Below are 22593 nucleotides of genomic sequence, written 5' to 3' on the forward strand. Positions count from 1 at the left end.
CGGTCGCGGATCCTTCGCGTCTGGGTTCAAGTCGGCGGTCGACCCCCAAGGGTATCCGCCCTCGGGGACACCAGTCAGGTGCGGTCCGGCCGGTCCCCGCGCCAACCGGACATTACGGGCTTCCGTGTGCTCGCGCGCCCGTGTTCCGGGGGCCGCCTTCCGGGCAGGGGGTGCGCGTCAGCCGTTCAGCACCCTGGCGAGGAACTCGTCGAGATTGACCGCGAGCCGCTCCAGTTGCTCGTCGAGCGTCAGCCCCCCGTGGTAGCGCTTGACGAGCAGGGACTGCTTCTTGCCCCTGACGTAGAGCGGGCAGGCGAGATCGGCGCACACGTACGCGCCGACGGTGTTCCCCTCCCGGCCCGCAGGGCCCGCGAGCCGGGCGGCCAGCAGCGCGACGCCCGTGCCCGCGTGCGCGGTCTCGCACAGGGAGCAGACGTTGGTCTTGGTGAGGCTGCGCCGCACGCCCCTCGGGGCACGCAGCGTGACGCCCAGCGGCCCCTCCTCGCGGGGCACGACGAGATAGCCGCGGTCCGGGGCCCCGGGGTCGCGCCAGCCGAGGAAGTCCAGGTCGGACCAGGGCAGCTCGGCCAGCCCCGCGGGGAGGCTCAGCCTGCGCGCTTCCCCCATGGAGCAGTTCACGAAGGAGGCGCGGATGTCACTTTCGCCGAGCGGGTCCATGGCACGGGAAACTCACAACGGAGGGAAAGCCACGTCGTACGGTTTTTCCGCGCCCCCCGCCCGCCCCGTCCCCGTGTCCGCTCCCGCGCCCGCCCCCCGTCAGCGCAGCGCCGTCTCCAGGTCGCGGGCCAGGGCAGCCGCCTCCGCCGGGGGCAGCGGGGCCGCTTCGGGACCCGTCACGTAGAAGGCGTCGACGGCGTTGGCGCCGAGCGTGCTGACGTGCGCGCTGCGCACCATCACGCCCGCGTCCTCCAGCGCGCGCCCGATGCGGTGCAGCAGCCCGGGCGCGTCCTGCGCCCGCACCTCGATGACGGTCGCGAGCTGCGAGCTTCCCGGCGCCACCGTCACCCGGGGCGGCGGCGGGGGCGTGCCACGGCGGCGCGGCCTGCGATAGGCGGCCTCGCGCTCGGCGAGCCGCGCGGGGATGTCCAGGGTGCCGTCCAGCGCCCGTACGAGGTCGGCCCGCAGCCGCGCCGCCTGCGGCAGCGAGCCGTACTCCGCCGCGACCCGCCACGTCAGCAGCAGCACGGACCCGCCCGCGCGGTCCGTGCTCCCCGGGGACGCCTCCGACGCGACCTCGTCGGGCAGCGGCAGCACCCGCAGATCGGCCGCGCGTACGGTCAGCCGGTGCAGCGCGAGCACCCCCGCCACTCCCGGCAGCACTCCGGACTGGTCCGGCAGGGCGATCAGCAGCTCGACGCCCACGGGTTCCGCGCCGCCCTCCCCCGCTCCCGATGCCCCGTCCGCTCCCGTTCCCACTTCCGCGTCCGCCGACGGCGCCTCGGCGCGCGCGTGCAGCGCCAGTACGGGCCCCTGGGTGCGCCATGCCTCGACGGCGAGGCGCTCGGCCTCCGCCGTCGGTACGAACGGCTCGCTCTGCTCCTCGGGGCTCTCCCCAGCGAAGACGGCGGCGACCCGCTTGACCAGGTCGGCCACCAGCGCCCCGCGCCACGCCGACCAGGCCGCGGGCCCCGTCGCGAGCGCGTCGGCCTCGGTCAGCGCGTGCAGCAGCTCCAGCGTGTCCGCGCTGCCGACGAGGTCGGCGACGGAACGCACCGTCTCCGGGTCGTCCAGATCGCGGCGGGTCGCCGTCTCGATGAGCAGGAGGTGGTGCCGTACGAGGACGGCCAGGACCTCGATGTCGGGCTCGTCGAAGCCGATGCGCGCCGCCATGTCCCGCGCGATGGTCTCCCCGGCCACGGAGTGGTCCCCCGGCCAGCCCTTGCCGATGTCGTGGAGCAGCGCGCCGACGAGCAGCAGGTCGGGGCGGTGCACGCGCCGCGCGAGGGCCGAGGCGCGGACGGCCGCCTCGACCAGGTGCCGGTCGACGGTCCAGCGGTGCACGGGGTTGCGCTGCGGACGGCAGCGCACCCGCTCCCAGTCGGGCAGCAGCCCCGTGATCAGGCCCTCCGCCTCCAGCGCCTCCCACACGGGCACCGTGGCCTCGCCCGCGCCGAGCAGCCTCACGAACTCGTCCCGCGCCTCGGCCGGCCACGGCACGGGCAGCGGCTTCGCCGCGGCCCCTGGCCCCGTGCCCGCGCCCGTACCCGTCGTCCCCGTAGCGCGCGCCATGCGCCGCACCGAGGGCAGCGAGAGCGGCAGCCCGGCCTGGGCCGCCGCTGCGGCGGCGCGCAGGGGCAGCACGGGGTCACGCTCTGGCCGCGCCGTACGGGCGAGCGCGACCTCGCCCTCGTGCTCGACGACCCCCTCGGCCAGCGGCGTCCGCTCCTGCGTGGCGGCGGCCCCCCGACCGCCGCCCAGCAGCCCCCGCAGCCGGGCCCGCCCGGACCGCGCGGCGAGCACGCGGCCGACCTCGCGCCAGGTGACGTCGGACGCGTAGGAGAGGGTGCGCGCCGACTCGTAGACGTGCCGCAGCAGTACGTCGGCGTCCAGCAGCCCGAGCGCCGCCGCGACCTGGTCCTGGTCCTGGAGCGCGAGCCGGTCGGTGGCCCGCCCGGTGGCCAGGTGGAGCGCGTCGCGCACGTCGAGCAGCGCCCCGCGCGCCGCCTCCAGGCCCTCGCGCGGCGCGTCGGCGAGCCAGGAGGCGGCGACGGCGCGCAGCGCGGTGGCGTCCCTGAGCCCGCCCCGCGCCTCCTTGAGGTCCGGTTCCAGGAGGAACTGGAGCTCGCCGTGCCGCTCGGCCCGCTCGGCGGCCATCTCGTGGAGTTCGGGCAGCCGCTTGGGCGCCTGGGCACGCCACTGCGCGAGCACCCCGGTACGCAGGTCGGCCGTGAGTGCCGCGTCGCCCGCCACGTGCCGCGCGTCCAGCAGCCCGAGCTGCACCTTGAGGTCGTCCTCCGCGGTCTTGCGGGCCTCGGCGGTGGTGCGTACGGAGTGGTCGAGGGCGAGGCCGAGGTCCCAGACGGGGTACCAGACGCGGTCGGCGATCTCCGCGATCTCACCCGGTCCGGTACGCCCGTCGTGGAGCAGCAGCACGTCCAGATCGCTGCGGGGCGACAGTTCGCCGCGCCCGTAGCCGCCGACCGCGACGAGCGCGACGCCGTCGCGCGGGGCGCCGAGCAGCCCGGCCAGCCACTCGTCCGTGAGCCGTGCCAGCTCCGCACGGCGCGGCGGCCCGGTCCGCGTCTCCCCCTGGAGGAGACGCAGCCGGGCCGCCGCATAGCCGCCGCTGGGGCTGGGGCCCGCCTCGGTCGCCACTTCCGTGTTCTCGGTCATGTGCGGTCCCCAACTCCTTTTGTGTGGTGCCCTTGACGCGCCCGGGAGCCCTAGAGCGCGTCGGGCCCGCGGTCGCCGGTCCGTACCCGGACCACGGTGTCGACGGGCACGCTCCAGACCTTGCCGTCGCCGATCTTGCCGGTACGGGCCGCCTTCATCACCACTTCGATGAGCTGCTCGGCGTCCTCGTCCTCGGCCAGCACCTCGATCCGCACCTTCGGCACGAGATCGACGGTGTACTCCGCACCCCGGTAGACCTCCGTGTGGCCGCGCTGACGCCCGTAGCCGCTGGACTCGGAGACCGTCAGGCCCTGTACCCCGAACGCCTGGAGGGCTTCCTTCACTTCGTCCAGCCGGTGCGGCTTGATGACCGCGGTGATGAGCTTCATGCGTCCACCTTCTTGTCCTTGTTGCCCTCGGGCTTACGGGGCGTCGAGCTGTCCTGGCCGCCGCCCATGGCGGGCACATGGCGGGACGCGACCGAGGAGCCGCCCACGGCGCTGAAGTCGTACGCCGTCTCCGCGTGGAACGCCTGGTCGACGCCGGCGGTCTCGTCGTCCTCGCTCGCCCGGAAGCCGATCGTGACCTGGATGAGCTTCGCGAGGATCCAGGAGACCACGAAGGAGAACGCCATGACCGAGAAGGCACCGACCGCCTGCTTGCCGAACTGGCTGATCCCGCCGACGCCGTCGATGGCCAGGAAGCCGACCAGCAGCGTGCCGATGACACCGCCGACGAGGTGGACGCCGACCACGTCGAGCGAGTCGTCGTAGCCCAGCTTGTACTTGAGGCTGACGGCCCAGGAGCAGACGACACCGGCGACGAGGCCGATCACGATGGCGCCGAGGGCGTTGACGCTCGCGCCCGACGGGGTGATCGCGACCAGACCGGCGATGGCGCCGGAGGCGGCCCCGAGGGTGGTGAAGGCGCCGTGCCTGATCCGCTCGTAGACGAGCCAGCCGAGGACCGCCGTGCCCGTGGCGAGCTGGGTGTTCATGGCCATCGTGGCGGCACTGCCGTCGGCGGCGAGCGCGGAGCCCGCGTTGAAGCCGAACCAGCCGAACCACAGCAGGGCCGCGCCGAGCACGACCAGCGGCAGGCTGTGCGGGCGCATCGGCTCGCGCTTGAAGCCGATCCGCTTGCCCACGACGAGGACGGCCGCGAGCGCCCCGATGCCGGAGTTGATGTGGACGGCCGTACCGCCCGCGAAGTCGATGACCTCCAGCTCGTAGAGCCAGCCGCCCTCGGCCCACACCCAGTGCGCGACGGGGAAGTAGACGAGGGTCACCCACAGGGCGATGAAGACCATCCACGCGCTGAACTTCACACGGTCGGCGAGTGCGCCGCTCATCAGGGCCGGAGTGAGAATCGCGAACATCATCTGGAAGAGCGCGAAGGCGAAGACGGGGATTCCGCCCTTCTCCGTCAGCGTCTCGGCATTGATGCCCTTGAGTCCCACGAAGTCGAAATTGCCGATGACCCCGCCGGTGTCAGGACCGAAGGCCAGTGAGTATCCGTACAGCACCCAGAGGACGCTGACGATGCCCAGGGAGATGAAGGACATCATCAGCATGTTGAGCGCGCTCTTGACCCGGACCATGCCGCCGTAGAAGAAGGCGAGGCCAGGCGTCATCAACATGACCAGGAACGCGCTGATCAATACGAAAGCGGTATCCGCGCCGTTCAATGTGGACGTCTCCTCGAAGTAACGACCCGTGCGGGCAGGATCTGATGGGCCGGGATGCGCCACAGGTTTCCTAACCCCGGTTTCCGTCGATGCCCCACCGTGTTTCGCCACCGTGACGATGGGCGGGCCGGTGTTACGCCGGGATGAACTGGGGGCCGCCGTCGCGATCTCCCCGTTATTCTCTGGCGGACGTCGGCGGGCACAAGGCGAAACGCGGAGAGCGACGGGACCGGCCGCGGCAGTCACCTGGATCGACCTGGCGCGGGGGAGCCGAGTCGGGCTGTCGTCGGTGGCTGCCGCGGCCGGAGTTCACGGGCCTCGTGCGCCGCGCGGGAGGGGGCTCGCGCCGGGGGGGGCCGGGGGCCGTCAGCCCGCCAGCGCCGCCTCGCCGTCCGGCAGCTCCGCCGCCATCCGCTTGTTGAGCTTGACGACCTCGTCCACGTCGCCGAAGTCCTGCGCGGCGGAGGCCGCCGTCATCCGCAGCTTGTTGTTGACCCGCTCCGAGCGCAGTCGCTTCGCCACGTCGATGGCCTCCTCGGCACGCACGACGCAGCGCTCGGGCTCCCTCTGGAGCAGGTGCACGCTGGCCATTCCGATGAGGTTGAGCGCGTAGGACCTGCGGTGGCCGCCCCCCTCCGCCTCCTCGGCCTCGCGCCGGAACAGCTCGACGGCGCGCTCCATCGCGGGCCGCGCCAGTGAGGCGTAGGTGGGGCTGCGGCCCGAGAAGTAGGCCAGATCGCGGTAGGAGTGGGCCGTCTCCGCGTTCAGCTCCGCCTCGGAGAAGAAGCGGATCCAGTCGGGCTCGGCGCCCTCCGCCGCGTCGACGTCCTGGAAGGTGTCCTCGGCCATCCGCACGGCACGCTTGCACTTGCCCGGCTGGCCCATGTTCGCGTAGGCGCGGGCCTCCATCGCATACAGCATGGACTGCGTGCGCGCCGTGGCTCCTTCCCTGCTGCCGTACTGCGCGAGGTGGATCAGCTCCAGCGCGTCCTCGGCACGGCCCAGGTGGATCATCTGACGGCCCATCTTGCTGAGGATGAACGAGCCGAGGGGGCGGTCGCCCGCCTCCTTGGCGGCGTGGAGCGCGAGCACGAAATACTTCTGCGCCGTGGGCTGGAGCCCGATGTCGTAGCTCATCCAGCCCGCCAGCTCGGCCAGCTCGGCCGTGACGCTGAACAGCCGCCTGGCGACCGTCTCAGCGTGCGTCTCCTGGAGGAGGTCCGTGACCTCGTGGAGCTGGCCGACGACCGCCTTGCGCCGCAGTCCGCCGCCGCACTGCGCGTCCCACAGCCGGAACATCACCGTGGTCTGCTCCAGCAGCTCCAGCTCGGGCACCGACAGCTTCAGCCCGCGCCGCATCCCCCCGAAACCGCCTGCCGCGACGCTCCCCCGCGCCTGGGAGGGCACCGGCGCACCGCCGCCACCGGCGCCGGCTGCGGCTGGTGCGCCGGGCCCGCCGGGAGCACCGGGGCCGCCTGGACCTCCAGGGCTGCCGGGGCTCGGCACCAGCCAGCGCTGCATCGGCTCGATCAGTGCGGGCCCCGCTGACATCGCGAGCGAGGTGCCGAGGAAGCCGCGCCGCCCCAGCATCAGATCGCTGCGGGAGAACTCGTTGATCATCGAGACGGTCTGCGGGGCCGCCCAGGGCAGGTCCACACCGGACGCCGCGGGCGACGGGCGGGCCGGGCGCAGGCCCAGGTCCTCGACGGCGACGACACAGCCGAAGCGCTCCGAGAACAGCTCCGAGAGGATGCGGGGGATGGGCTCGCGGGGCTGTTCACCGTCGAGCCAGCGGCGCACGCGTGAGGTGTCCGTGCTGATGTGGTGGGCGCCCATCTGGCGCGCCCTTCGGTTGACCTGCCGCGCAAGCTCGCCCTTCGACCAGCCACTCCGCAGGAACCACGAATCCAGCCGCTCGTTCGGGCGCTTCTCGCCCTCGCCCACTGGTCACGCCCCCATCCGTCCGGCTCCATCGCCGTCGCTGGCCCGTCATGCCTCCGGGTCACGGCCCGGCTTGCCTCCGGCATACTCACGCCGCCGGGCTCGCATTGTGTGTACCGAAAGTAATCCTACGATCACCGTTCGCGCGAGGGTTCCCTCAGAAACGCCACCATTCGCCACCCCTTCGAATGAACCTCTTCCAGGCTCTTCGCGATTCACTTGACACAGGGATGCGACCGCGCCGCCGGACCCGCAGGCACCGGAGTCGTCACTGTACGCAGCGCCGTCGTAACCATCGGCACACGGGACCCGTTGGAGGGAGCATGGGCTTCACGATCGGCGCCATCGGCGGTCTCAACGGCATCCGGGAGTTTCGAGAGCTGCGCCCCGGCTCCCGGCGACGCAGCCGCGCCTCCGAGTGCACGGCAGTGGCCGAGTACACGGGGCTGTGGGGCTGGCCGGTCGTGCCGGGGGCCCGCGCCCTGCGCACCGGCGGCGGTCGCTCGGCGCGCGTGGAGTGCTCGTGCGGCGCGCGGGCCTGTCCGGCCCCCGGAGCGCATCCGCTCGACGCCTCCCTGGAGATTCCGGCGGGCGCCACCCTGGACGAGGCGAGCGAGGCGTGGGGCGCCGTGCCGGGCGCCGCCGTGCTGCTCCCGACGGGCCGGGCCTTCGACGTGATCGAGGTGGCCGAGGGCGCCGGGCACCAGGCGCTGGTGCGGCTGGAGCGCATGGGCCTGCCGCTGGGGCCCGTCGCCGTCGCACCCACGGGCCGCGCCTGGTTCTTCGTCGCTCCCGGGGCCGCCGCCGAACTCCCCGAGCTGCTGTACCGCATGGGCTGGGACGACGCGGGGCTCGATCTGCGCGGACTGGGCGAGGGCGACCACATCACGGCGCCGCCCTCCGACATGGCGGGGCTCGGCCAGGTCCGCTGGCTGCGCCCGCCGACGCTGGAGGCCGCGGGCCGTCCGCCGCAGGCACGGCTGCTGCTGGGCACTCTGGCGTACGTCTGCAACCGGCAGTCGGGTTAGCCAAGGCCCGGCCGCCCCACCGACCGCACGAGCGCGCCCCGTCCCATCTGCACCATGGGGCGGGGCGCTTCGCGCTGTGTGGGGGTAGGGGAAATGGGGTCGGGGGTGGGGGTGGGGGGAATGGGGGCGACGTGCGCGGGAGGCCGCGCACCGGCCGATGTCGTACGTGAAGTCGTACACGATCGGCGAGGCGGGCCCGTGCCCGTCAGCCGTCGATCAGCGCCTCCACGAACGCCTGCGGCTCGAAGGGCGCCAGGTCGTCCGCGCCCTCGCCCAGGCCGACCAGCTTCACGGGGACGCCCAGCTCGCGCTGGACGGCGACGACGATGCCGCCCTTGGCCGTGCCGTCCAGCTTGGTGAGCACGATGCCCGTGATGTCCACGACCTCGGCGAAGACGCGGGCCTGGACGAGCCCGTTCTGCCCCGTGGTGGCGTCCAGCACGAGCAGCACCTCGTCGACCGGGCCCTGCTTCTCGACGACGCGCTTGACCTTGCCCAGCTCGTCCATGAGCCCCGTCTTGGTGTGCAGACGGCCCGCCGTGTCGATGAGGACGACCTCGGCACCGGCCTCCGTGCCCTGCTTGACGGCGTCGAAGGCGACGGAGGCGGGGTCGCCCGCCTCGGGCCCGCGCACGGTGCGGGCGCCGACGCGCTCGCCCCAGGTCTGGAGCTGGTCGGCGGCGGCGGCGCGGAAGGTGTCGGCCGCGCCCAGGACGACCGACTTGCCATCGGCAACCAGGACGCGGGCCAGCTTGCCGGTCGTGGTGGTCTTGCCCGTGCCGTTGACCCCGACGACCAGGACGACACCCGGACGGTCCACGGCGCCCCGGGTCTCGGTGTGCACGGTGCGGTCCAGATCGGGGCCGACCAGCGTCAGCAGCTCTTCGCGCAGCAGTGCGCGCAGCTCGTCGGGCGTACGGGTGCCGAGCACCTTGACCCGCTCGCGCAGCCGCTCCACCAGCTCCTGGGTCGGCGCGACGCCGACGTCGGCGGCCAGCAGGGTGTCCTCGATCTCCTCCCAGGTGTCCTCGTCCAGGTGCTCGCGCGAGAGGAGCGTGAGCAGTCCCTTGCCGAGGGAGTTCTGCGAGCGCGACAGCCGGGCGCGCAGGCGCACCAGCCGTCCCGCCGACGGTTCGGGCGTCTCCACCTCGGGCTCGGCCGGGGCTGCGGGCGCCTCGGCCTCCGCCGCGGGGGCCTCGGCGTCCGGCAGGCCGACCTCTTCGATCGTCCTGCGCTCCCCCTCGGGCCTGCCCTCGGCGTCCTCGCCGACGTGGGGTTCGGCGGGCGGTGCGGTGGTGGTCTCGGTGGCGGATTCGGGCTGCTCGGGCCTGGCGGCCTTCTTCTTACGGCCGCTGACCACGAGCCCGCTGATCGCGGCCAGCGCGACCACGGCGATGACTACTACAAGGATGACGATTTCCATAGCCCGTCCAGTATCCGCGACCGTCAAGCATTCGCGGTCATTCCCTCTTCGGGCGCGCTCCGCTACGGTCCGCGCCCGTGACGGTACTCAGCAGCGTGCGCTTCAACCTCGTCCAGCCGGGGCCCGCCGACGACGGCGCGCCCGCACGGCTCCACGACCGCTACCGCGCGGCCCTCGACATGGCGGCCTACGCGGACGAGAGCGGGATCACCTCAGCCATCGTGGAGGAGCACCACGGCTCCCCCGACGGCTGGCTTCCCGCGCCCCTGACCCTGGCCGGACTGATCCTCGGCAGGACCAGACGGCTGACGGTGACCGCGTGCGCGGTGATCGCCCCGCTGTACGACCCGCTGCGGCTCGCCGAGGAGATCGCCGTCCTCGACCTGGCCAGCGGCGGACGCCTGGTGACGGTGGCCGGGATCGGCTACCGGCCGGAGGAGTACGAGGCGCTGGGGGTGGAGTGGAAGGAGCGGGGCCGCCTCCAGGACGAGGCGCTGGAGACGCTGCTCGCCGCGTGGACGGGCGAGCCGTTCCCCTTCCGGGGGCGTACGGTCCGCGTCACGCCCCGCCCGTACTCGAAGCCCCGGCCGATGCTCTTCGCGGGCGGCTCGTCGCGTCCTGCGGCGCGCCGTGCGGCGCGGCTCGGGCTGCCTTTGTTCGTCGCGGCGCATCTGCCGGAGCTGGAGGCGTACTACTACGAGCAGTGCGCGCGGCACGGTACCGAGGACCGAGGGCTGTGCATGATGCCTCCGTCGGACCAGTCGCTGCTGCACGTCACCGAGGATCCGGACCGGGCGTGGGCGACGCTGGGCGAGCACTTCCTGTACGAGGCCCGTACGTACGCCTCCTGGCAGACCTCGGACGTGCACTCCGCCGTGCGCTCGGGGGCCCGCAGCGTCGAGGATCTGCGGGCCGAGGGGATCTACCGCTTCGTCACGCCCGAGGAGTGCGTCGAGCTGGCCCGCGCTTCGGGGCAGCTCACCCTGCACCCGCTGTGCGGCGGGATGCCGGTGGACGAGGGCTGGCGCTCCCTCCACCTGCTGGGGGAACGGGTGCTGCCGCGCCTGGAGGGCTGAGCGCGGACGCGGGAACCCGGGGACGCGGGAACCCGGACATGGCGACATGGCGCTGCCCCGGCACCTGGCACGGACCAGGGACCGGGGCAGCTCTCGTTGCCGAGGAGAGGGGCGGCGGGGTGTTTAGCCCATCTCCTCCAACGCCTTGCCCTTCGGTTCCGGCACCCACTTGAGCAGGAACGGAATCGAGAGCAGGGCGAAGATCGTGTAGATCACGTACGTGGCCGACAGGTTCCACTCCGAGAGGCTCGGGAAGCTGGCGGTGATGGCCCAGTTCGCGATCCACTGCGCGGAGGCGGCGACGCCGAGCGCGGCGGCACGGATCTTGCTCGGGAAGATCTCGCCGAGCAGCACCCAGACGACGACGCCCCACGAGAGCGCGAAGAACAGGGTGAAGGTGTGGGCACCGATCAGCGCGACCATGCCCTGCGCGTCGGGCAGGTGCACCTCGCCCTTGACCGTCTCCTTGGCGGAGAAGGCCCAGGCGACGAGCGCGAGGGAGACCGCCATGCCGATGGAGCCGATGAGGGCCAGCGGCTTGCGGCCGATCTTGTCGACGAAGAGCATCGCGATGACGGTGCCGAGGATGTTCACGATCGAGGTCGTGAACGAGTAGAAGAACGAGCTCTCCGGGTTGATGCCCACGGACTGCCACAGCGTCGACGAGTAGTAGAAGACGACGTTGATGCCGACGAGCTGCTGGAACAGCGACAGGAAGATGCCGATCCAGACGATGGGCAGGAAGCCGAAGCGCCCGCCGAGCAGGTCACGGAAGCTGGACTTGTGCTCGGTGTGCATCGCCTCTTCGATCTCGGCGAGGCGCGCGTCCAGCTTCTCGTGGTCGCCCTCGACCCTCGCGAGGACCTCGCGCGCCTTGGCCTGGCGCCCCGCGGAGATCAGGAAGCGCGGGGACTCGGGGATCACGAAGGAGAGCAGGAAGTAGACGATCGCGGGGATCACCATGATGCCGAGCATCCACTGCCAGGCCTCGAGCCCGGCGAGCTTGCCGCGCTGGTCACCGTCGGCGAGGTTGAGGATGCCCCAGTTGACGAGCTGGGAGACCGCGATGCCCAGGACGATCGCGCCCTGCTGGAAGGAGGCGAGGCGGCCCCGGTAGGCAGGCGGTGACACCTCGGCGATGTAGGCCGGGCCGATCACCGACGCCATGCCGATGGCGACGCCGCCCAGTACCCGCCACATCGCCAGGTCCCACAGCGCGAAGGGGAGCGCCGAGCCGACCGCGCTGACGGTGAAGAGCACCGCCGCGATCTGCATCACGCGGATACGGCCGATGCGGTCGGCGATGCGTCCGGCGATGGCGGCGCCGATGGCGCTGCCGATGAGGGCGGCGGCGATGACCTGCGCGAGGAGTGCGGAGCCGATGTCGAACCTGCCGCGTACGGCCTCGACCGCGCCGTTGATCACGGAGCTGTCGTAGCCGAAGAGGAAGCCGCCCATCGCTGCGGAGGCGGTGATGAAGACGACGCGGCCGAGCGGGGCCGGCTGACTGCCTGCCGCGGGCTGCGCCATCTGCGAGGTGCTGGTCAAGGTGCTCTCCTGCGGTGCCCGGCGGCGGTGCCGGGCTCGGTGACGTCACCTTCCAGTGGGGCACACGAGGGGCCGACCCACCAGTTGAAGGTAAAAGTGACGTTGCAGAGACTATGCCTTCAAGTTTCGAAGTCAATAGGTCTTAAGAGATGAGTTTGCTCGCACACGTACCCCTCACACGTTCACTATGTGAAGTGCCGAACGATTGCCGGACCCGTGCGGGCGGCGCGTCGGCCTCGGCCGGGCGGTCTCAGCTCAGCCGCTGGCTGATGACCTTCGAGACGCCGTCGCCCTGCATCGAGACGCCGTACAGCGCGTCGGCGACCTCCATCGTCCGCTTCTGGTGCGTGATCACGATGAGCTGGGAGCTGTCCTTCAGCTCCTCCATGATCCGGATCAGCCGCTGGAGGTTGGTGTCGTCCAGGGCCGCCTCGACCTCGTCCATCACGTAGAACGGGCTGGGTCTGGCCTTGAAGATGGAGACCAGCAGCGCCACGGCCGTCAGCGAGCGCTCGCCGCCCGAGAGCAGCGAGAGCCGCTTGACCTTCTTGCCGGGCGGACGGGCCTCCACATCGACCCCCGTCGCCAGCATGTCGTCCGGGTCCGTCAGCACCAGCCGCCCCTCGCCGCCGGGGAACAGCCGCGAGAAGACGCCCTCGAACTCGCGGGCCGTGTCGTAGTACGCCTCCGTGAAGACCTGCTCGACGCGCTCGTCGACCTCCTTCACGACCTGAAGCAGGTCGGTACGCGTCTTCTTCAGGTCCTCCAGTTGCTCGCTGAGGAACTGGTGCCGCTCCTCCAGCGCCGCGAACTCCTCCAGCGCCAGCGGATTGATCTTCCCCAGCTTCTGGTACGCGCGCTCCGCCGCGCGCAGCCGCTTCTCCTGCTCCGCACGGACGAACGGCACCGGCTTGTTGCGCGGATGCTCCGGGTCCTCGGGCAGCTCCTCGCCCTCGGCGGGGGGCGAGGGCGGCACGAGCTGGTCGGGCCCGTACTCGCCGACGAGCCCGGCGGGCTCCACGCCCAGCTCCTCCAGCGCCTTCGTCTCCAGCTGCTCGACGCGCATCCGCTTCTCGGCACCCAGCACCTCGCCCCGGTGCACCGAGTCCGTCAGCTTGTCCAGCTCGTCCTTCAGCTCACGGCCCTGGTTGCGCTCGGCGGTCAGTGCCTGCTCGCGCTCGCTCTTCGCGCGCTCCGCGCTCTCGCGGGCCTCGGTCGCCCGTACGAGGGACACCTCGATGTGTGCCAACAACTGCCGCGCCCCGCTCGCCACGGCGCCCGCCACCTCGGCCTCGTGCCGCATCCTGGCCCGACGCTGCTCCGCGCGCGCCCGCGCCTCGCGCTCGGCGCGCGCCCCTCGGTCGAGGGAGTCGGCGCGTCCGGCGAGGGACTTCACGCGCTCCTCGTGCGTACGGACCTGGAGGCGGGCCTCCATCTCGGTCTGCCGCGCGTTGGCGCCGTCGGCCGACAGCCTGTCCCGTACGGACGTGTCCGGCTCGGTCTCCTCATCCTCCTGCGCCTCCTCGGCGACGGCCAGCCGTTCGGCCAGCTCCTCCGCCTGCTCCGTCGCCCGCTGAAGCGCCTCCTCGGCCTTGGCGACCGCAGCGGCTGAGCGCTCGGCCTCGCCCCCGGCCGCCCTCGCCTGGCCGCCGAGCTGTCCGAGACGGCCCGCGACCTGGGACTTCTCCCTGTCGGCCGCGCTGCGGCGCGCACCCAGCTCCTCGACGCGTGCCGCGCACTCCCTCCGGTGCTCCTTGGCCCGTTCCTGCGCGGCGTCCAGCTCCTCGCAGCGCGCCGCCAGTTCCTCCAGCTCCGCCGCCGCCTCGTCGACGGCCGCCTGCGCCTCCAGCAGGCTGGGAGCGCCCGCCGAGCCGCCCTGCGCGAAGTGGGCGCCCAGCAGGTCGCCCTCCTCGGTGACCGCCTTCAGCTCGGGGCGCCGCGCGAGCAGTTCCTCCGCTTCCTCCAGCGTCCCGACGACGACCACGTCGCGCAGCAGCGTCCGTACGGCGGGCATCAGCGCCGTGGGCCCGCGCACCAGGCCGGCCGCCTCAAGGGGCCCGCCCTCCCCGTCGCGCCGCACGTTCTGCGCCCCTGACCAGTCCCGCGCCGCGCCGTCGCCCCCGGGCGGGGCCGCGTCCGCTTCTCCGCCGGCCCCGGCTCCGGCCCCAGAGCCCAGGAGCAGCGCGGCCCGTCCGGCGTCGTGCTTACGGAGCAGGCGCAGCGCCTCGGCCGCCGTCGACGGGTCCGCGACCGCCACGGCGTCGGCCGCCGCGCCCAGCGCCGCGGCGACGGGCACCTCGAACCCCGGCGCGACGGCGAGCAGTTCGGCGGCGGGACCGAGCAGCCCGGAGAGCTGGTCGGCGGCGGACAGCAGCGCGCCAGAGCCGTCCTTGCGGCGCAGTCCGAGGGCCAGCGCGTCGTGCCTGGCGGAGGTCGCGGCACGCTCGCGCTCGGCCAGCGTCGCCGCCTCACGGGCCGCAGTGAGCGCGGCCTCAGCGTCGGCCAGCTCGCGCTTGGCCGCCTCGTGCTCCTCCGCCAGTTCCTGATCCCCGGCGTCCAGCCCGTCCACCTCGGCCTGGAGCGTCTCGTACTCCCGCTGGGCGCGCGCGGCGCGCTCCCCGGCCTCGTCGCGTGCGGCGGCCAGCCTGTCGATCTCCGCCTGGGCCGAGGAGGCGCGGCTGCGGGCCGCGTTGACCTGGCCGTGCAGCCTGGCCAGCCCCTCGCGGCGGTCCGCGATGGCCCGCGCGACGTCCTTGAGGCGGCGCTCCTCCTCCTGGAGCCGCCGCTCCAGCTCGGCCCGGTGCGCGACGGTGTCATCCAGCGCCCTCGTCGCCGCCTCCAGCGCGGCCTCCAGCTCCGCCTCCTGCTCGCGGATCCTGGCCGCCTCGCGCTCCATCTCCTCCGGGTCACGGCCGCGCCGCTCCTCGGCGGGGGCCGCGCTCGCGTGCTGGACGCGCTGGTCGGCGAGGCCGACGGTGCCGCGCACGCGCTCGGCCAGCTGGGACAGCTCGTACCAGGTCTGCTGGGCCCGCTCCAGACGCGGCGTCAGCGTCCGCACCTGCTGCTCCAGTTCGGCCTCGCGGCGCAGCGCGTCCTTCATCTCGGCCTCGACGGCCTCCTTGCGCTCCTTGAGCGCCGCCTCGTCGGCGACCTCGGTGCGCAGGGCTTCACGCAGTGTGACCAGGTCGTCGGCGAGCAGCCGCAGCCGCGCGTCACGCAGATCGGCCTGGATCACCTGGGCCTTGCGCGCGACGGCCGCCTGCCGCCCCAGCGGCTTGAGCTGGCGCCGCAGTTCGTCGGTCAGGTCCTGCACGCGCGAGAGGTTCGCCTGCATGGCGTCCAGCTTCCGCAGCGCCTTCTCCTTGCGCTTGCGGTGCTTGAGGACGCCCGCCGCCTCCTCGATGAACGCGCGACGGCCCGTCGGATCGGCGTGCAGCACACCGTCGAGCTGCCCCTGACCGACGATGACGTGCATCTCGCGGCCGATGCCGGAGTCGGACAGCAGTTCCTGGATGTCGAGCAGCCTGCAGGTGTCGCCGTTGATCTGGTACTCGCTGCCACCGTTGCGGAACATGATCCGCGTGATGGTGACCTCGGAGTAGTCGATGGGGAGGGCACCGTCGGCGTTGTCGATGGTGAGGGAGACCTCGGCGCGGCCGAGCGGGGGCCGCCCGGTCGTCCCGGCGAAGATGACGTCCTCCATCTTGCCGCCGCGCAGCGACTTCGCGCCCTGTTCACCCATGACCCAGGAGAGCGCGTCCACGACGTTGGACTTGCCGGAGCCGTTGGGGCCGACGACACACGTGATGCCGGGCTCGAAGCGCAGCGTCGTGGCGGAGGCGAAGGATTTGAAGCCCCGCAGTGTCAGGCTCTTGAGGTGCACGCCGTCGGACTCTAGTCCACACGCCCTCCGGGACGGCCCTCCGGATGCGGCGCTGCGCGCCGATAGGACTTTTTCGGTTTCACCGGGGAGGGGGAGGGGCACATCAGTCGGTAACGAAGTTCCGGGCAACCGGTGGGGAAATGACGAAGGGACGCCGAAGCGTCCCTCGCAGATTTTTCTTTAGCGGTGGGTTGCACAGCCCGACCGGCCCGGCGGGCTGGTCAGGTCAGCGCGGGCTCCGCCTTGGATACGTCGATGCGTTCGATGCCTTCGAGCACCGAGTCCTGGTGCCTGGCGGCGGCCGCAAGAGCGTCGTTCTCGGCCTGCATCCGAACGAGTTCGGATTCCAGGTCCTGGACACGCTGCTGAAGCCGTCGCATCTCGGCGAGGACTCGGGGGTCGGAGCCGCCGACGTAACCGAGAAGCGCCTTTGCCATGATGGATGGTCCTCCACACTGAGTGACCGACCGAAGCGGTGGTGGGTCGAGGGGGATGATGAACACCCGCTGTGCTTGTTCTGCACTTTTCCTCAAGACCAAACAGCACAGGTGCGCGGGGTTCCCAGCGTCTCACCAAAAGGTATGACGGTCAACACGATCACACCCCGCGGCGCCGGGCTGCCATGACGTGGCGCTCTCGGGACCGGAGGCGGAGGCCCTCGACTCGACGGGCTTGTTGATCACCTTTGACTCGCTTGGCGAGAGCCTTGCACGCCGGACCGCGATTGGCAACCGTTTTGGATCACCGGATCGCGAAGCCGTCGTAGCCGCCCCTCGGCTCGTCCCAGATCTCCGTGACGCCGTCCACGCGCCCCGGCGTGTCGCCCGTACGCAGCCATTCCAGCAGTTCCTCGCAGTCCGCGCGCGCCCCCTCGGCCACCACCTGGACCCGGCCGTCGCCCAGGTTGAGGGCGAAGCCGACGAGGCCGCCGATGCGCAGGGCGCACGCCCGGGTGAACCAGCGGAAGCCGACGCCCTGTACCTGTCCCCGCACCCAGGCGGTCAGCCGGGCCCGCTCCACGGCGCCGCTCGCGCCTCCGCTTCGGCCTCCGTCTTCCGTTCCGGTTCCGGGGCCGGTTTCCGCGTCGGTACCGGCACCGGGAGCGGCCCCTGGGGCGCCCTGACCCGTTTCCGCACCGTCGTCCGGTGTGTTCGATGTGCTCGCAGCCATGGCCTGCACGCTATCCGGACATTTCTCCGGGAGGCACATCCGCCCCCTCCGTCATGCCGTACAGTCCCGCACCAATGAGGCCCACTCGTGTGGGTGATGAGTGGGAAAAGTGACGACGAGCGACCGCCGAGCATTGTGAGGACAGCAGAGATGGGCCGCCATCGACGCGTTACCGCAGCTCCTTCCCCCGACCGCGCCCCCGCCCCCGGTGCCCACCGGCACCGGGCACACGGGAAACGCGGCCCCGCCCCCGTACGCACCGGCCTGCTCGGCGCTTCCGCCGCGCTCGCGGTGGGCGCGGTGGCCGTGGCCTCCGGGCTGATACCCGGGCCCGGTGCCCTCGGCGGCGGCCAGGGCGCCGACAGCGTCCAGGCGGGCGGACCGCCGGACCCACAGACCCGGGCCCCCTCCCCCACTTCTCCCTCCGCCTCTGAACGCGACCCGGGTTCGAGCCGCGACGCGGACCGCAAGACCGCCCCTTCGGCGCAGCCCTCCGATTCCGGCAAGCCCTCCGAGAAGCCCTCCGGTTCGCCGTCGCGGCAGCCCTCGGACAACAAGGGCGACGGCGACTCCTCGGCGTCACGGGCGGGCAGCGGCGGCGGCAAGGCCGAGACCGAGGGTTCCGGGAACCGCGGCGGCACGACGGGCTCCTCGGGGCCCGAGGCAGCGGCGGAGGCCGAGGTGCTGAGCCTGGTCAACCAGGAGCGAGCCCAGGCGGGCTGCAAGCCCGTGACCGCCGACTCCGAGCTGGCCACGCTCGCCGGTGACTTCAGCGAGGACATGGCCAGGCTCGGCTTCTTCGACCACACCTCGCCCGACGGCCAGAGCCCCTGGGACCGCGCCGAGGAACAGGGCATAGACGACCTCGGCGGCGAGAACATCGCCCGCGGGCAGGCGAACGCGCAGTCGGTGATGGACTCCTGGATGAACAGCCCGGGCCACAAGGCGAACATCCTCAACTGCGACTACCGCACGCTGGGCGTCGGCGCGCACTTCGCCGAGGGCGGCCCGTGGTGGACGCAGGACTTCGGCTTCTAGGAAAACCGCAGGTCAGAACCCTTAGTCGGGGCGATGGGCCGCGTCTGGGCCGTCAGATCCGGAAGCGGACCCCAAGACGCGGTCGACTGCGGCCCTACTCCTTGACTCGCTCGTGGGCATCAGGTGCGTGTAGATGCGAAGCGTGAAGCCGGGGTCATGGTGCCCGAGGTACTCGCTCACCGCCTTGATGCTCTCCCCAGCGTCCAGGAGCACCGAGGCATAGAAGTGCCGGAGCGCATGCATGCCGTTCTCACGCCCCGCTGGCACACCCGCGATCCGAAGCGCAGGCTTCCAGACCCGATGGTTGAACCTGTTCCTGTCCAGCGGAAGCCCTCCGGGGCTCGTGAAGATGAGGAAGGCCGTGACAAGCGGGCCGGACAGGCTGCCCCACGGCAGAGTGACAGCCACAGGCTTGTGCCTAGCCATATGCCCCGTCAGCCCGACGTCCACGGCGTTGGGCAACGGGACGTCGCGTTCCTTCCCTCCCTTCGGCGGAGCGAAGATCGGCCCCCCGCGCAAGAGCTTGACCTGACGGACTATGTGGACGACGCCCTTGGACCTGTCGATGTCCTCAAGTGCCAGCCCGAAGACCTCACCCTGTCGCATGCCGCAACCAGCGGCCGGATCAACCGTCGCTTCGTAGCGCTCCGGCAACGCCTCTCGCACTGCGGTCACTCGGTCAGTCGACCACGGCCGCATCCTGCGCGAGTCGCGCTGAGGAGGCTTCACGGAGCGCGCGCTACAGGGGTTCTCGCGAATGATGCGCTCCTCCACCGCAGCACTGAAGACTGTGGAGACGTGCGCGAAGATGCCACGCCGGTACGCGGCCGACAGCCCCGCCTCTTCCAGGCACCGCATCCACAGCTTCAGATCCGACGACTTGAACGCGTCCATGGCCCTGCCACCGATGTGGGGGAAAGCGTGCAGCCGTAGCCGCATCTCCACAGACTCACGCGTGGCCGGGTCCGTCGTCTGCGTCGGCATCCACACATCAACGGCGAACCGCTCGAAGGTGATCCGACCAACGGCCGGGTCGATGTACTGGCCGCTGGCCATGTCCGTCTCAATCTTGGACAGCCATTGTTCAGCGCGGCGCTTCTGGCCGTCTGGGAAGCTCTTGGACTTCTCGGTGCCGTCGGGGCCGATGTAGCGGGCGCGGTAGCGCATGCCCTTGCCGTATCGCGCGGTCTTGATGCGGCGGGTCTTGCCGTCAGGGTCTTCTTCGGTCTTGTACCAGCGGTCTTGGATGTGGCCTGCCATGTGTCCGGATCTCCTCTGGGCATGAAGAGGGGAGGGCCCTGGTGGGGCCCTCCCCTGGGTTATGTGGTGTTTTCTAGGCGGCGGCTAGGTCGCCGCTCTTCTGCTGGGTGACGTACGTCCGTACGTCGGCGGGGTCGTAGCGCACGTGCTTGCCGATGCGGAAGCCGGGCGGTCCGGTGCGTTTCTTCCGCCACTGGTAGACGGTTTCGAGGGGGACGCCGAAGATCTCGGCGATGTCGTCGGGGGTGAGGTAGCGGTCAGGTAGGCCGCCCCGAAGGGTGGCGCGGGGGTCGGGGCGAGCGGACCGGGTTCGGCTCATGGGGTCCTCTGAAGTCGAGTCACGGGCCCTTGTGTGTCCGAGGTTGGGATTTCTGCGTCACCGCGTCATGTGCGTCATGCATGGCTCTGGCCTGCGGGTTTGGGTGACGCAGGGGTGCGGGGGTGCGTCATCCGTGACGTGGATGACGCAGGGTGACGCAGCCATTAGCCGTCTGCGTCACGGCTGTCACCGCAGGCCAGGGGCCACATTCAGCCTGTGGGTGACGCAGGTGACGCAGGATTCCTCTCTTAGGAAAAAGAGAGGGGGTGTCTGTGGTGGTGCGGTGCGCTCAGGGCGTGAAGAAGGAGCCGCTTCGCGGCGCGTCCTTTGGGCGGCGCGCTGCGCCGAACAGCAAGAGGAGCACGCGTCGTCGCCTGACCGGGTGCTCTTCTTGCTTGTCCGAGCGGCCACAGCGGCGGGTCAGAAGACCTCGCCCTGTTCCTGTGGGGGTTGGGGTGCCTGTCGGGTCATCTCCAGGTAGCGGCCCTCGCGGGTGCGGCCGGAGTCGATGAGGACGCCCCGGGCGGCAAGGGTGGGCTGGAGGCGCTTGAGCCGGTCGGAGAGGACCTTGCCCGTGGTCGGCCAGCCCTTAGGCAGGGGCCGCAGTTCCTCGCCCGCGTAGAGGCGGCTGAGGTGGTACAGCCACTCAGTGGAGGTCATCCGCTGCGCCGCGCCCGGCTCCATGCTGGCGGCGTGCTGCAACACGGTCTGCGCCAGCAGGTCACCCTCGATCACGTCGTCATTCAGGTCGTCCAGGCTGGCCCGGTAGGCGGCCAGCGCGCCGAAGCCGGTCGCGGCGTCCAGTTGCGCGCACAAGTGCGCGAAGTCCGCCATCCGCAGATCGGTCGGAGTCTCGGCCTCGGCCGCGCGCACCTTGACCGTCAGGTCCAGGAGCGACCCGAGGACGACGGGCAGGATCTCCTCGAACTCGGTCCACAGCTCCGCCTCGGTCCGCCGCACGCGGGGCCTCTCCAGACGCAGCGGCAGAAGCCGTTCCGCGAGGTCGCCACGGATCACGCCCACGTCGATGCCGGTCAGCAGCAGGGGGCGGCGGTAGCCGACGCGGAACACGTCCCCGTCAGTGAACAGAGCCCGCTTGACGCTCTCCGCGCCCGTGACGATGCAGCACACGGCATCGGAGAGATCCGGGGTCAGGTGCGAGAGGTTGTCCAGCGCCGTGACCCACCCGGCCGCCACCGCCGCAATCAGGTTCTCCTCATCCTTCGGTGCGCGGCGCAGGTCACCGCTCATACCCTCGATGATCCGCACCAGCATCCGCCCCCCGGTGGACTTGCCCGCCCCCTGCGGCCCGGTGAGGAAGGGGGCGGGCACCGGCACGGACGGGCCCAGGCAGCCGATCAGCCAGGCGAGGGCCAGGCACTCAGTCTCCGCGCTGGCGAAGTTGCACAGCCGCAGTAGCAGGTCGATGCCCTTGCCGTCGGTGTCCCTGGCCGGGAGGGGCAGTTCTCCGGTGAGCTGGGTGCGGCGCCAGCACACCTCACGCGGGTCAGGGGTAGTGATGTCCCAGCCGGTGGGGTGGATGCGCACGGACTGTCCGTCGGCCCGTCCCAGGTCCAGCCACGTGGCGCCGTCGAAGCCGGGGGCGACGCGGATGTGTGTGGGCTGTACGTCCTCGGTGAGCGCGAGTGCTTCGATCAAGTCCAACGCCTCCTTGAGCGCGGTGCCGTTGAACACGCCTACGCCGTCGCGGAAGAGTCCGACCATGAGTTCCTGTCGGTGGCTGCCGGTGGTCCCTTGGGAGCGGATGGGGCGGGCCACGGGGTGGCCGTTCTTCTGCGCGTACACGGTGCCGTCGGCGGTGCGGAAGTAGCGGAAGTGGGCTTGGGCGTAGTCGGTGATGACCTCGCGGGCCGGGGTCTTCTCGTCCTCGGACATGGCTCACATCCCCAGGGCGGTGCGGGCGTTGGTCCACGCGTCCGTGCAGTGCCTCAGCGTTTCGCCCTTGGCCTGCGCGGCCGTGAACAACCGGGCGACGTGGGTGTCGGTGAGGCAGCCGCACCGGCCGTGCGTGGCCAGCACCGCCAGGAAGGTGCGGTAGACGGTCGCGTGGATCGCGCTGCGGGCCTCCCTGATGCGCTGCTCCGCCATCGTGATGCCGCGTTCCAGGTAGGCGGGGGTGCGGTGACGGCACTCCCCGCCCCCGGCCCCGGCGGGCACGCTGATGACCTGCGGCACGGGCCGTGCCGTGGGGCGCTCCTTCACGGCCAGCTCGCGCACGGCCTCCGGCAGGTCCGCGAGGGTGCCGGTTCCGGGGCCGAGCCAGCGGGCGTAGGCCATCGTGGACTTGATGTCCACGCCCGGCCTCACCGCGTTCACCGACCGCATGGCGCCCCGGTAGATCCAGTGCTCACCCCGCGTCGTCGGCACGGTCCGGGTGGCGGGCAGGGCGGTGCGGGCCCAGGCGACCGCCGCCGCGTCGTCCAGGTCCACGACAGTCAGCCCGGCCCCGCCCGGGTGGTAGGCGACAGCCGCCGCCCCACGCCACGCGTGCCGCCAGGGGCCAGAGTCGATGACGTCCGGGTCGATGGTGGCGGCGGCCCACCCGTGGCAAGGGGCCGGGCAGCGGCAGGGGCCTGCGGTCTTCATGTTCGGCCGACCACCGCAGACGTTGTTGGCGCACGCCGGGCAGTTGCCGAACGGCACCTTCCCGGCCCGCAGCGGCAGCACCGGGACACCGGACGCCGCGAGTTCCAACGCGGTGCCCAGGGCGGCGCTCAGCAGACGCGGCCTGTTCCGCGCTCGCCGGATGTCGGTGGGTTGGGTCATGCTGGAGACCTCCATCAGGTCTGTTGAGGGACGGATGGATGAGGGCGGCCCCGGACTTTGGCGAGACGGGGGCCGCCCT

The 22593-nt window shown here is 71.8% G+C and carries 17 protein-coding genes; 3 read left to right on the top strand and 14 right to left on the bottom strand.

Annotated features, from left to right (window positions below; genetic code table 11):
- Positions 1–177: 177 nt before the first annotated feature.
- From ACYVOO_RS02025 to ACYVOO_RS02045, 5 genes are all read right to left on the bottom strand, one after another.
- Positions 178–678 carry an FBP domain-containing protein gene (locus ACYVOO_RS02025; RefSeq protein ID WP_461013919.1) on the bottom strand — a complete coding sequence of 167 codons (501 nt, stop codon included), beginning with the start codon at positions 676–678 and terminating at the stop codon, positions 178–180.
- Positions 679–777: 99 nt separating this feature from the next.
- Positions 778–3354, bottom strand: coding sequence for a [protein-PII] uridylyltransferase (locus tag ACYVOO_RS02030; RefSeq protein WP_461013920.1), 2577 nt, complete (start codon positions 3352–3354; stop codon positions 778–780).
- 50 nt (positions 3355–3404) lie between these two features.
- Positions 3405–3743: a P-II family nitrogen regulator gene (locus tag ACYVOO_RS02035; protein ID WP_453349211.1), complete on the bottom strand. Its 339-nt coding sequence runs from the start codon at positions 3741–3743 to the stop codon at positions 3405–3407.
- Entirely contained in the window at positions 3740–5041 is a 1302-nt protein-coding gene (locus ACYVOO_RS02040; protein WP_461013921.1) for an ammonium transporter, read from the bottom strand. Before ACYVOO_RS02040 ends, ACYVOO_RS02035 begins: the two co-directional genes overlap by 4 nt.
- A gap of 366 nt (positions 5042–5407) precedes the next feature.
- Complete coding sequence (locus ACYVOO_RS02045) at positions 5408–6985, bottom strand: hypothetical protein (RefSeq protein WP_461013922.1); 1578 nt, start codon at positions 6983–6985, stop codon at positions 5408–5410.
- Positions 6986–7305: 320 nt separating this feature from the next.
- On the opposite strand from ACYVOO_RS02045, the gene ACYVOO_RS02050 reads away from it, so the two are divergent.
- Positions 7306–8010 (top strand): bifunctional DNA primase/polymerase, encoded by a 705-nt coding sequence (locus ACYVOO_RS02050; RefSeq protein WP_461013923.1) that lies wholly within the window; start codon positions 7306–7308, stop codon positions 8008–8010.
- A 205-nt stretch (positions 8011–8215) separates the two neighbouring features.
- Here ACYVOO_RS02050 and ftsY read toward each other — a convergent pair whose 3' ends face one another.
- Positions 8216–9433 (bottom strand): signal recognition particle-docking protein FtsY, encoded by a 1218-nt coding sequence (gene ftsY / locus ACYVOO_RS02055; protein ID WP_461013924.1) that lies wholly within the window; start codon positions 9431–9433, stop codon positions 8216–8218.
- 77 nt (positions 9434–9510) lie between these two features.
- On the opposite strand from ftsY, the gene ACYVOO_RS02060 reads away from it, so the two are divergent.
- Positions 9511–10509, top strand: a complete 999-nt coding sequence (locus ACYVOO_RS02060) for an LLM class flavin-dependent oxidoreductase (protein WP_461013925.1) — start codon at positions 9511–9513, stop codon at positions 10507–10509.
- 123 nt (positions 10510–10632) lie between these two features.
- On the opposite strand, the gene ACYVOO_RS02065 is transcribed toward ACYVOO_RS02060, so the two are convergent.
- From ACYVOO_RS02065 to ACYVOO_RS02080, 4 genes are all read right to left on the bottom strand, one after another.
- On the bottom strand, positions 10633–12057 hold the full coding sequence (locus ACYVOO_RS02065; protein WP_461013926.1) for a sugar porter family MFS transporter: 1425 nt from the start codon (positions 12055–12057) through the stop codon (positions 10633–10635).
- 250 nt (positions 12058–12307) lie between these two features.
- Entirely contained in the window at positions 12308–15940 is a 3633-nt protein-coding gene (gene smc / locus ACYVOO_RS02070) for a chromosome segregation protein SMC (protein WP_461013927.1), read from the bottom strand.
- A 221-nt stretch (positions 15941–16161) separates the two neighbouring features.
- Entirely contained in the window at positions 16162–16377 is a 216-nt protein-coding gene (locus ACYVOO_RS02075; protein ID WP_461013928.1) for a hypothetical protein, read from the bottom strand.
- Between the two features lie 304 nt (positions 16378–16681).
- Positions 16682–16960 carry an acylphosphatase gene (locus ACYVOO_RS02080; RefSeq protein ID WP_461013938.1) on the bottom strand — a complete coding sequence of 93 codons (279 nt, stop codon included), beginning with the start codon at positions 16958–16960 and terminating at the stop codon, positions 16682–16684.
- Between the two features lie 300 nt (positions 16961–17260).
- Here ACYVOO_RS02080 and ACYVOO_RS02085 point away from each other — a divergent pair, with 300 nt between their 5' ends.
- Positions 17261–18148 (top strand): CAP domain-containing protein, encoded by an 888-nt coding sequence (locus ACYVOO_RS02085; RefSeq protein WP_461013929.1) that lies wholly within the window; start codon positions 17261–17263, stop codon positions 18146–18148.
- Between the two features lie 21 nt (positions 18149–18169).
- On the opposite strand, the gene ACYVOO_RS02090 is transcribed toward ACYVOO_RS02085, so the two are convergent.
- From ACYVOO_RS02090 to ACYVOO_RS02105, 4 genes are all read right to left on the bottom strand, one after another.
- Complete coding sequence (locus tag ACYVOO_RS02090; RefSeq protein WP_461013930.1) at positions 18170–19408, bottom strand: tyrosine-type recombinase/integrase; 1239 nt, start codon at positions 19406–19408, stop codon at positions 18170–18172.
- A gap of 73 nt (positions 19409–19481) precedes the next feature.
- Positions 19482–19727: a helix-turn-helix domain-containing protein gene (locus ACYVOO_RS02095; RefSeq protein WP_461013931.1), complete on the bottom strand. Its 246-nt coding sequence runs from the start codon at positions 19725–19727 to the stop codon at positions 19482–19484.
- A gap of 420 nt (positions 19728–20147) precedes the next feature.
- Entirely contained in the window at positions 20148–21623 is a 1476-nt protein-coding gene (locus tag ACYVOO_RS02100; protein WP_461013932.1) for an ATP-binding protein, read from the bottom strand.
- A gap of 3 nt (positions 21624–21626) precedes the next feature.
- On the bottom strand, positions 21627–22514 hold the full coding sequence (locus ACYVOO_RS02105) for a bifunctional DNA primase/polymerase (protein WP_461013933.1): 888 nt from the start codon (positions 22512–22514) through the stop codon (positions 21627–21629).
- Positions 22515–22593: the final 79 nt, after the last annotated feature.

The organism is Streptomyces daliensis, from assembly GCF_054782395.1.

Excerpts from the sequence above, each read along its gene's own strand:
- ACYVOO_RS02025 (WP_461013919.1), bottom strand. The coding sequence starts at position 678 with ATGGACCCGCTCGGCGAAAGTGACATCCGCGCCTCCTTCGTGAACTGC.
- ACYVOO_RS02030 (WP_461013920.1), bottom strand. The coding sequence starts at position 3,354 with ATGACCGAGAACACGGAAGTGGCGACCGAGGCGGGCCCCAGCCCCAGC.
- ACYVOO_RS02035 (WP_453349211.1), bottom strand. The coding sequence starts at position 3,743 with ATGAAGCTCATCACCGCGGTCATCAAGCCGCACCGGCTGGACGAAGTG.
- ACYVOO_RS02050 (WP_461013923.1), top strand. The coding sequence starts at position 7,306 with ATGGGCTTCACGATCGGCGCCATCGGCGGTCTCAACGGCATCCGGGAG.
- ftsY (WP_461013924.1), bottom strand. The coding sequence starts at position 9,433 with ATGGAAATCGTCATCCTTGTAGTAGTCATCGCCGTGGTCGCGCTGGCC.
- ACYVOO_RS02075 (WP_461013928.1), bottom strand. The coding sequence starts at position 16,377 with ATGGCAAAGGCGCTTCTCGGTTACGTCGGCGGCTCCGACCCCCGAGTC.
- ACYVOO_RS02085 (WP_461013929.1), top strand. The coding sequence starts at position 17,261 with ATGGGCCGCCATCGACGCGTTACCGCAGCTCCTTCCCCCGACCGCGCC.
- ACYVOO_RS02090 (WP_461013930.1), bottom strand. The coding sequence starts at position 19,408 with ATGGCAGGCCACATCCAAGACCGCTGGTACAAGACCGAAGAAGACCCT.
- ACYVOO_RS02095 (WP_461013931.1), bottom strand. The coding sequence starts at position 19,727 with ATGAGCCGAACCCGGTCCGCTCGCCCCGACCCCCGCGCCACCCTTCGG.
- ACYVOO_RS02100 (WP_461013932.1), bottom strand. The coding sequence starts at position 21,623 with ATGTCCGAGGACGAGAAGACCCCGGCCCGCGAGGTCATCACCGACTAC.
- ACYVOO_RS02105 (WP_461013933.1), bottom strand. The coding sequence starts at position 22,514 with ATGACCCAACCCACCGACATCCGGCGAGCGCGGAACAGGCCGCGTCTG.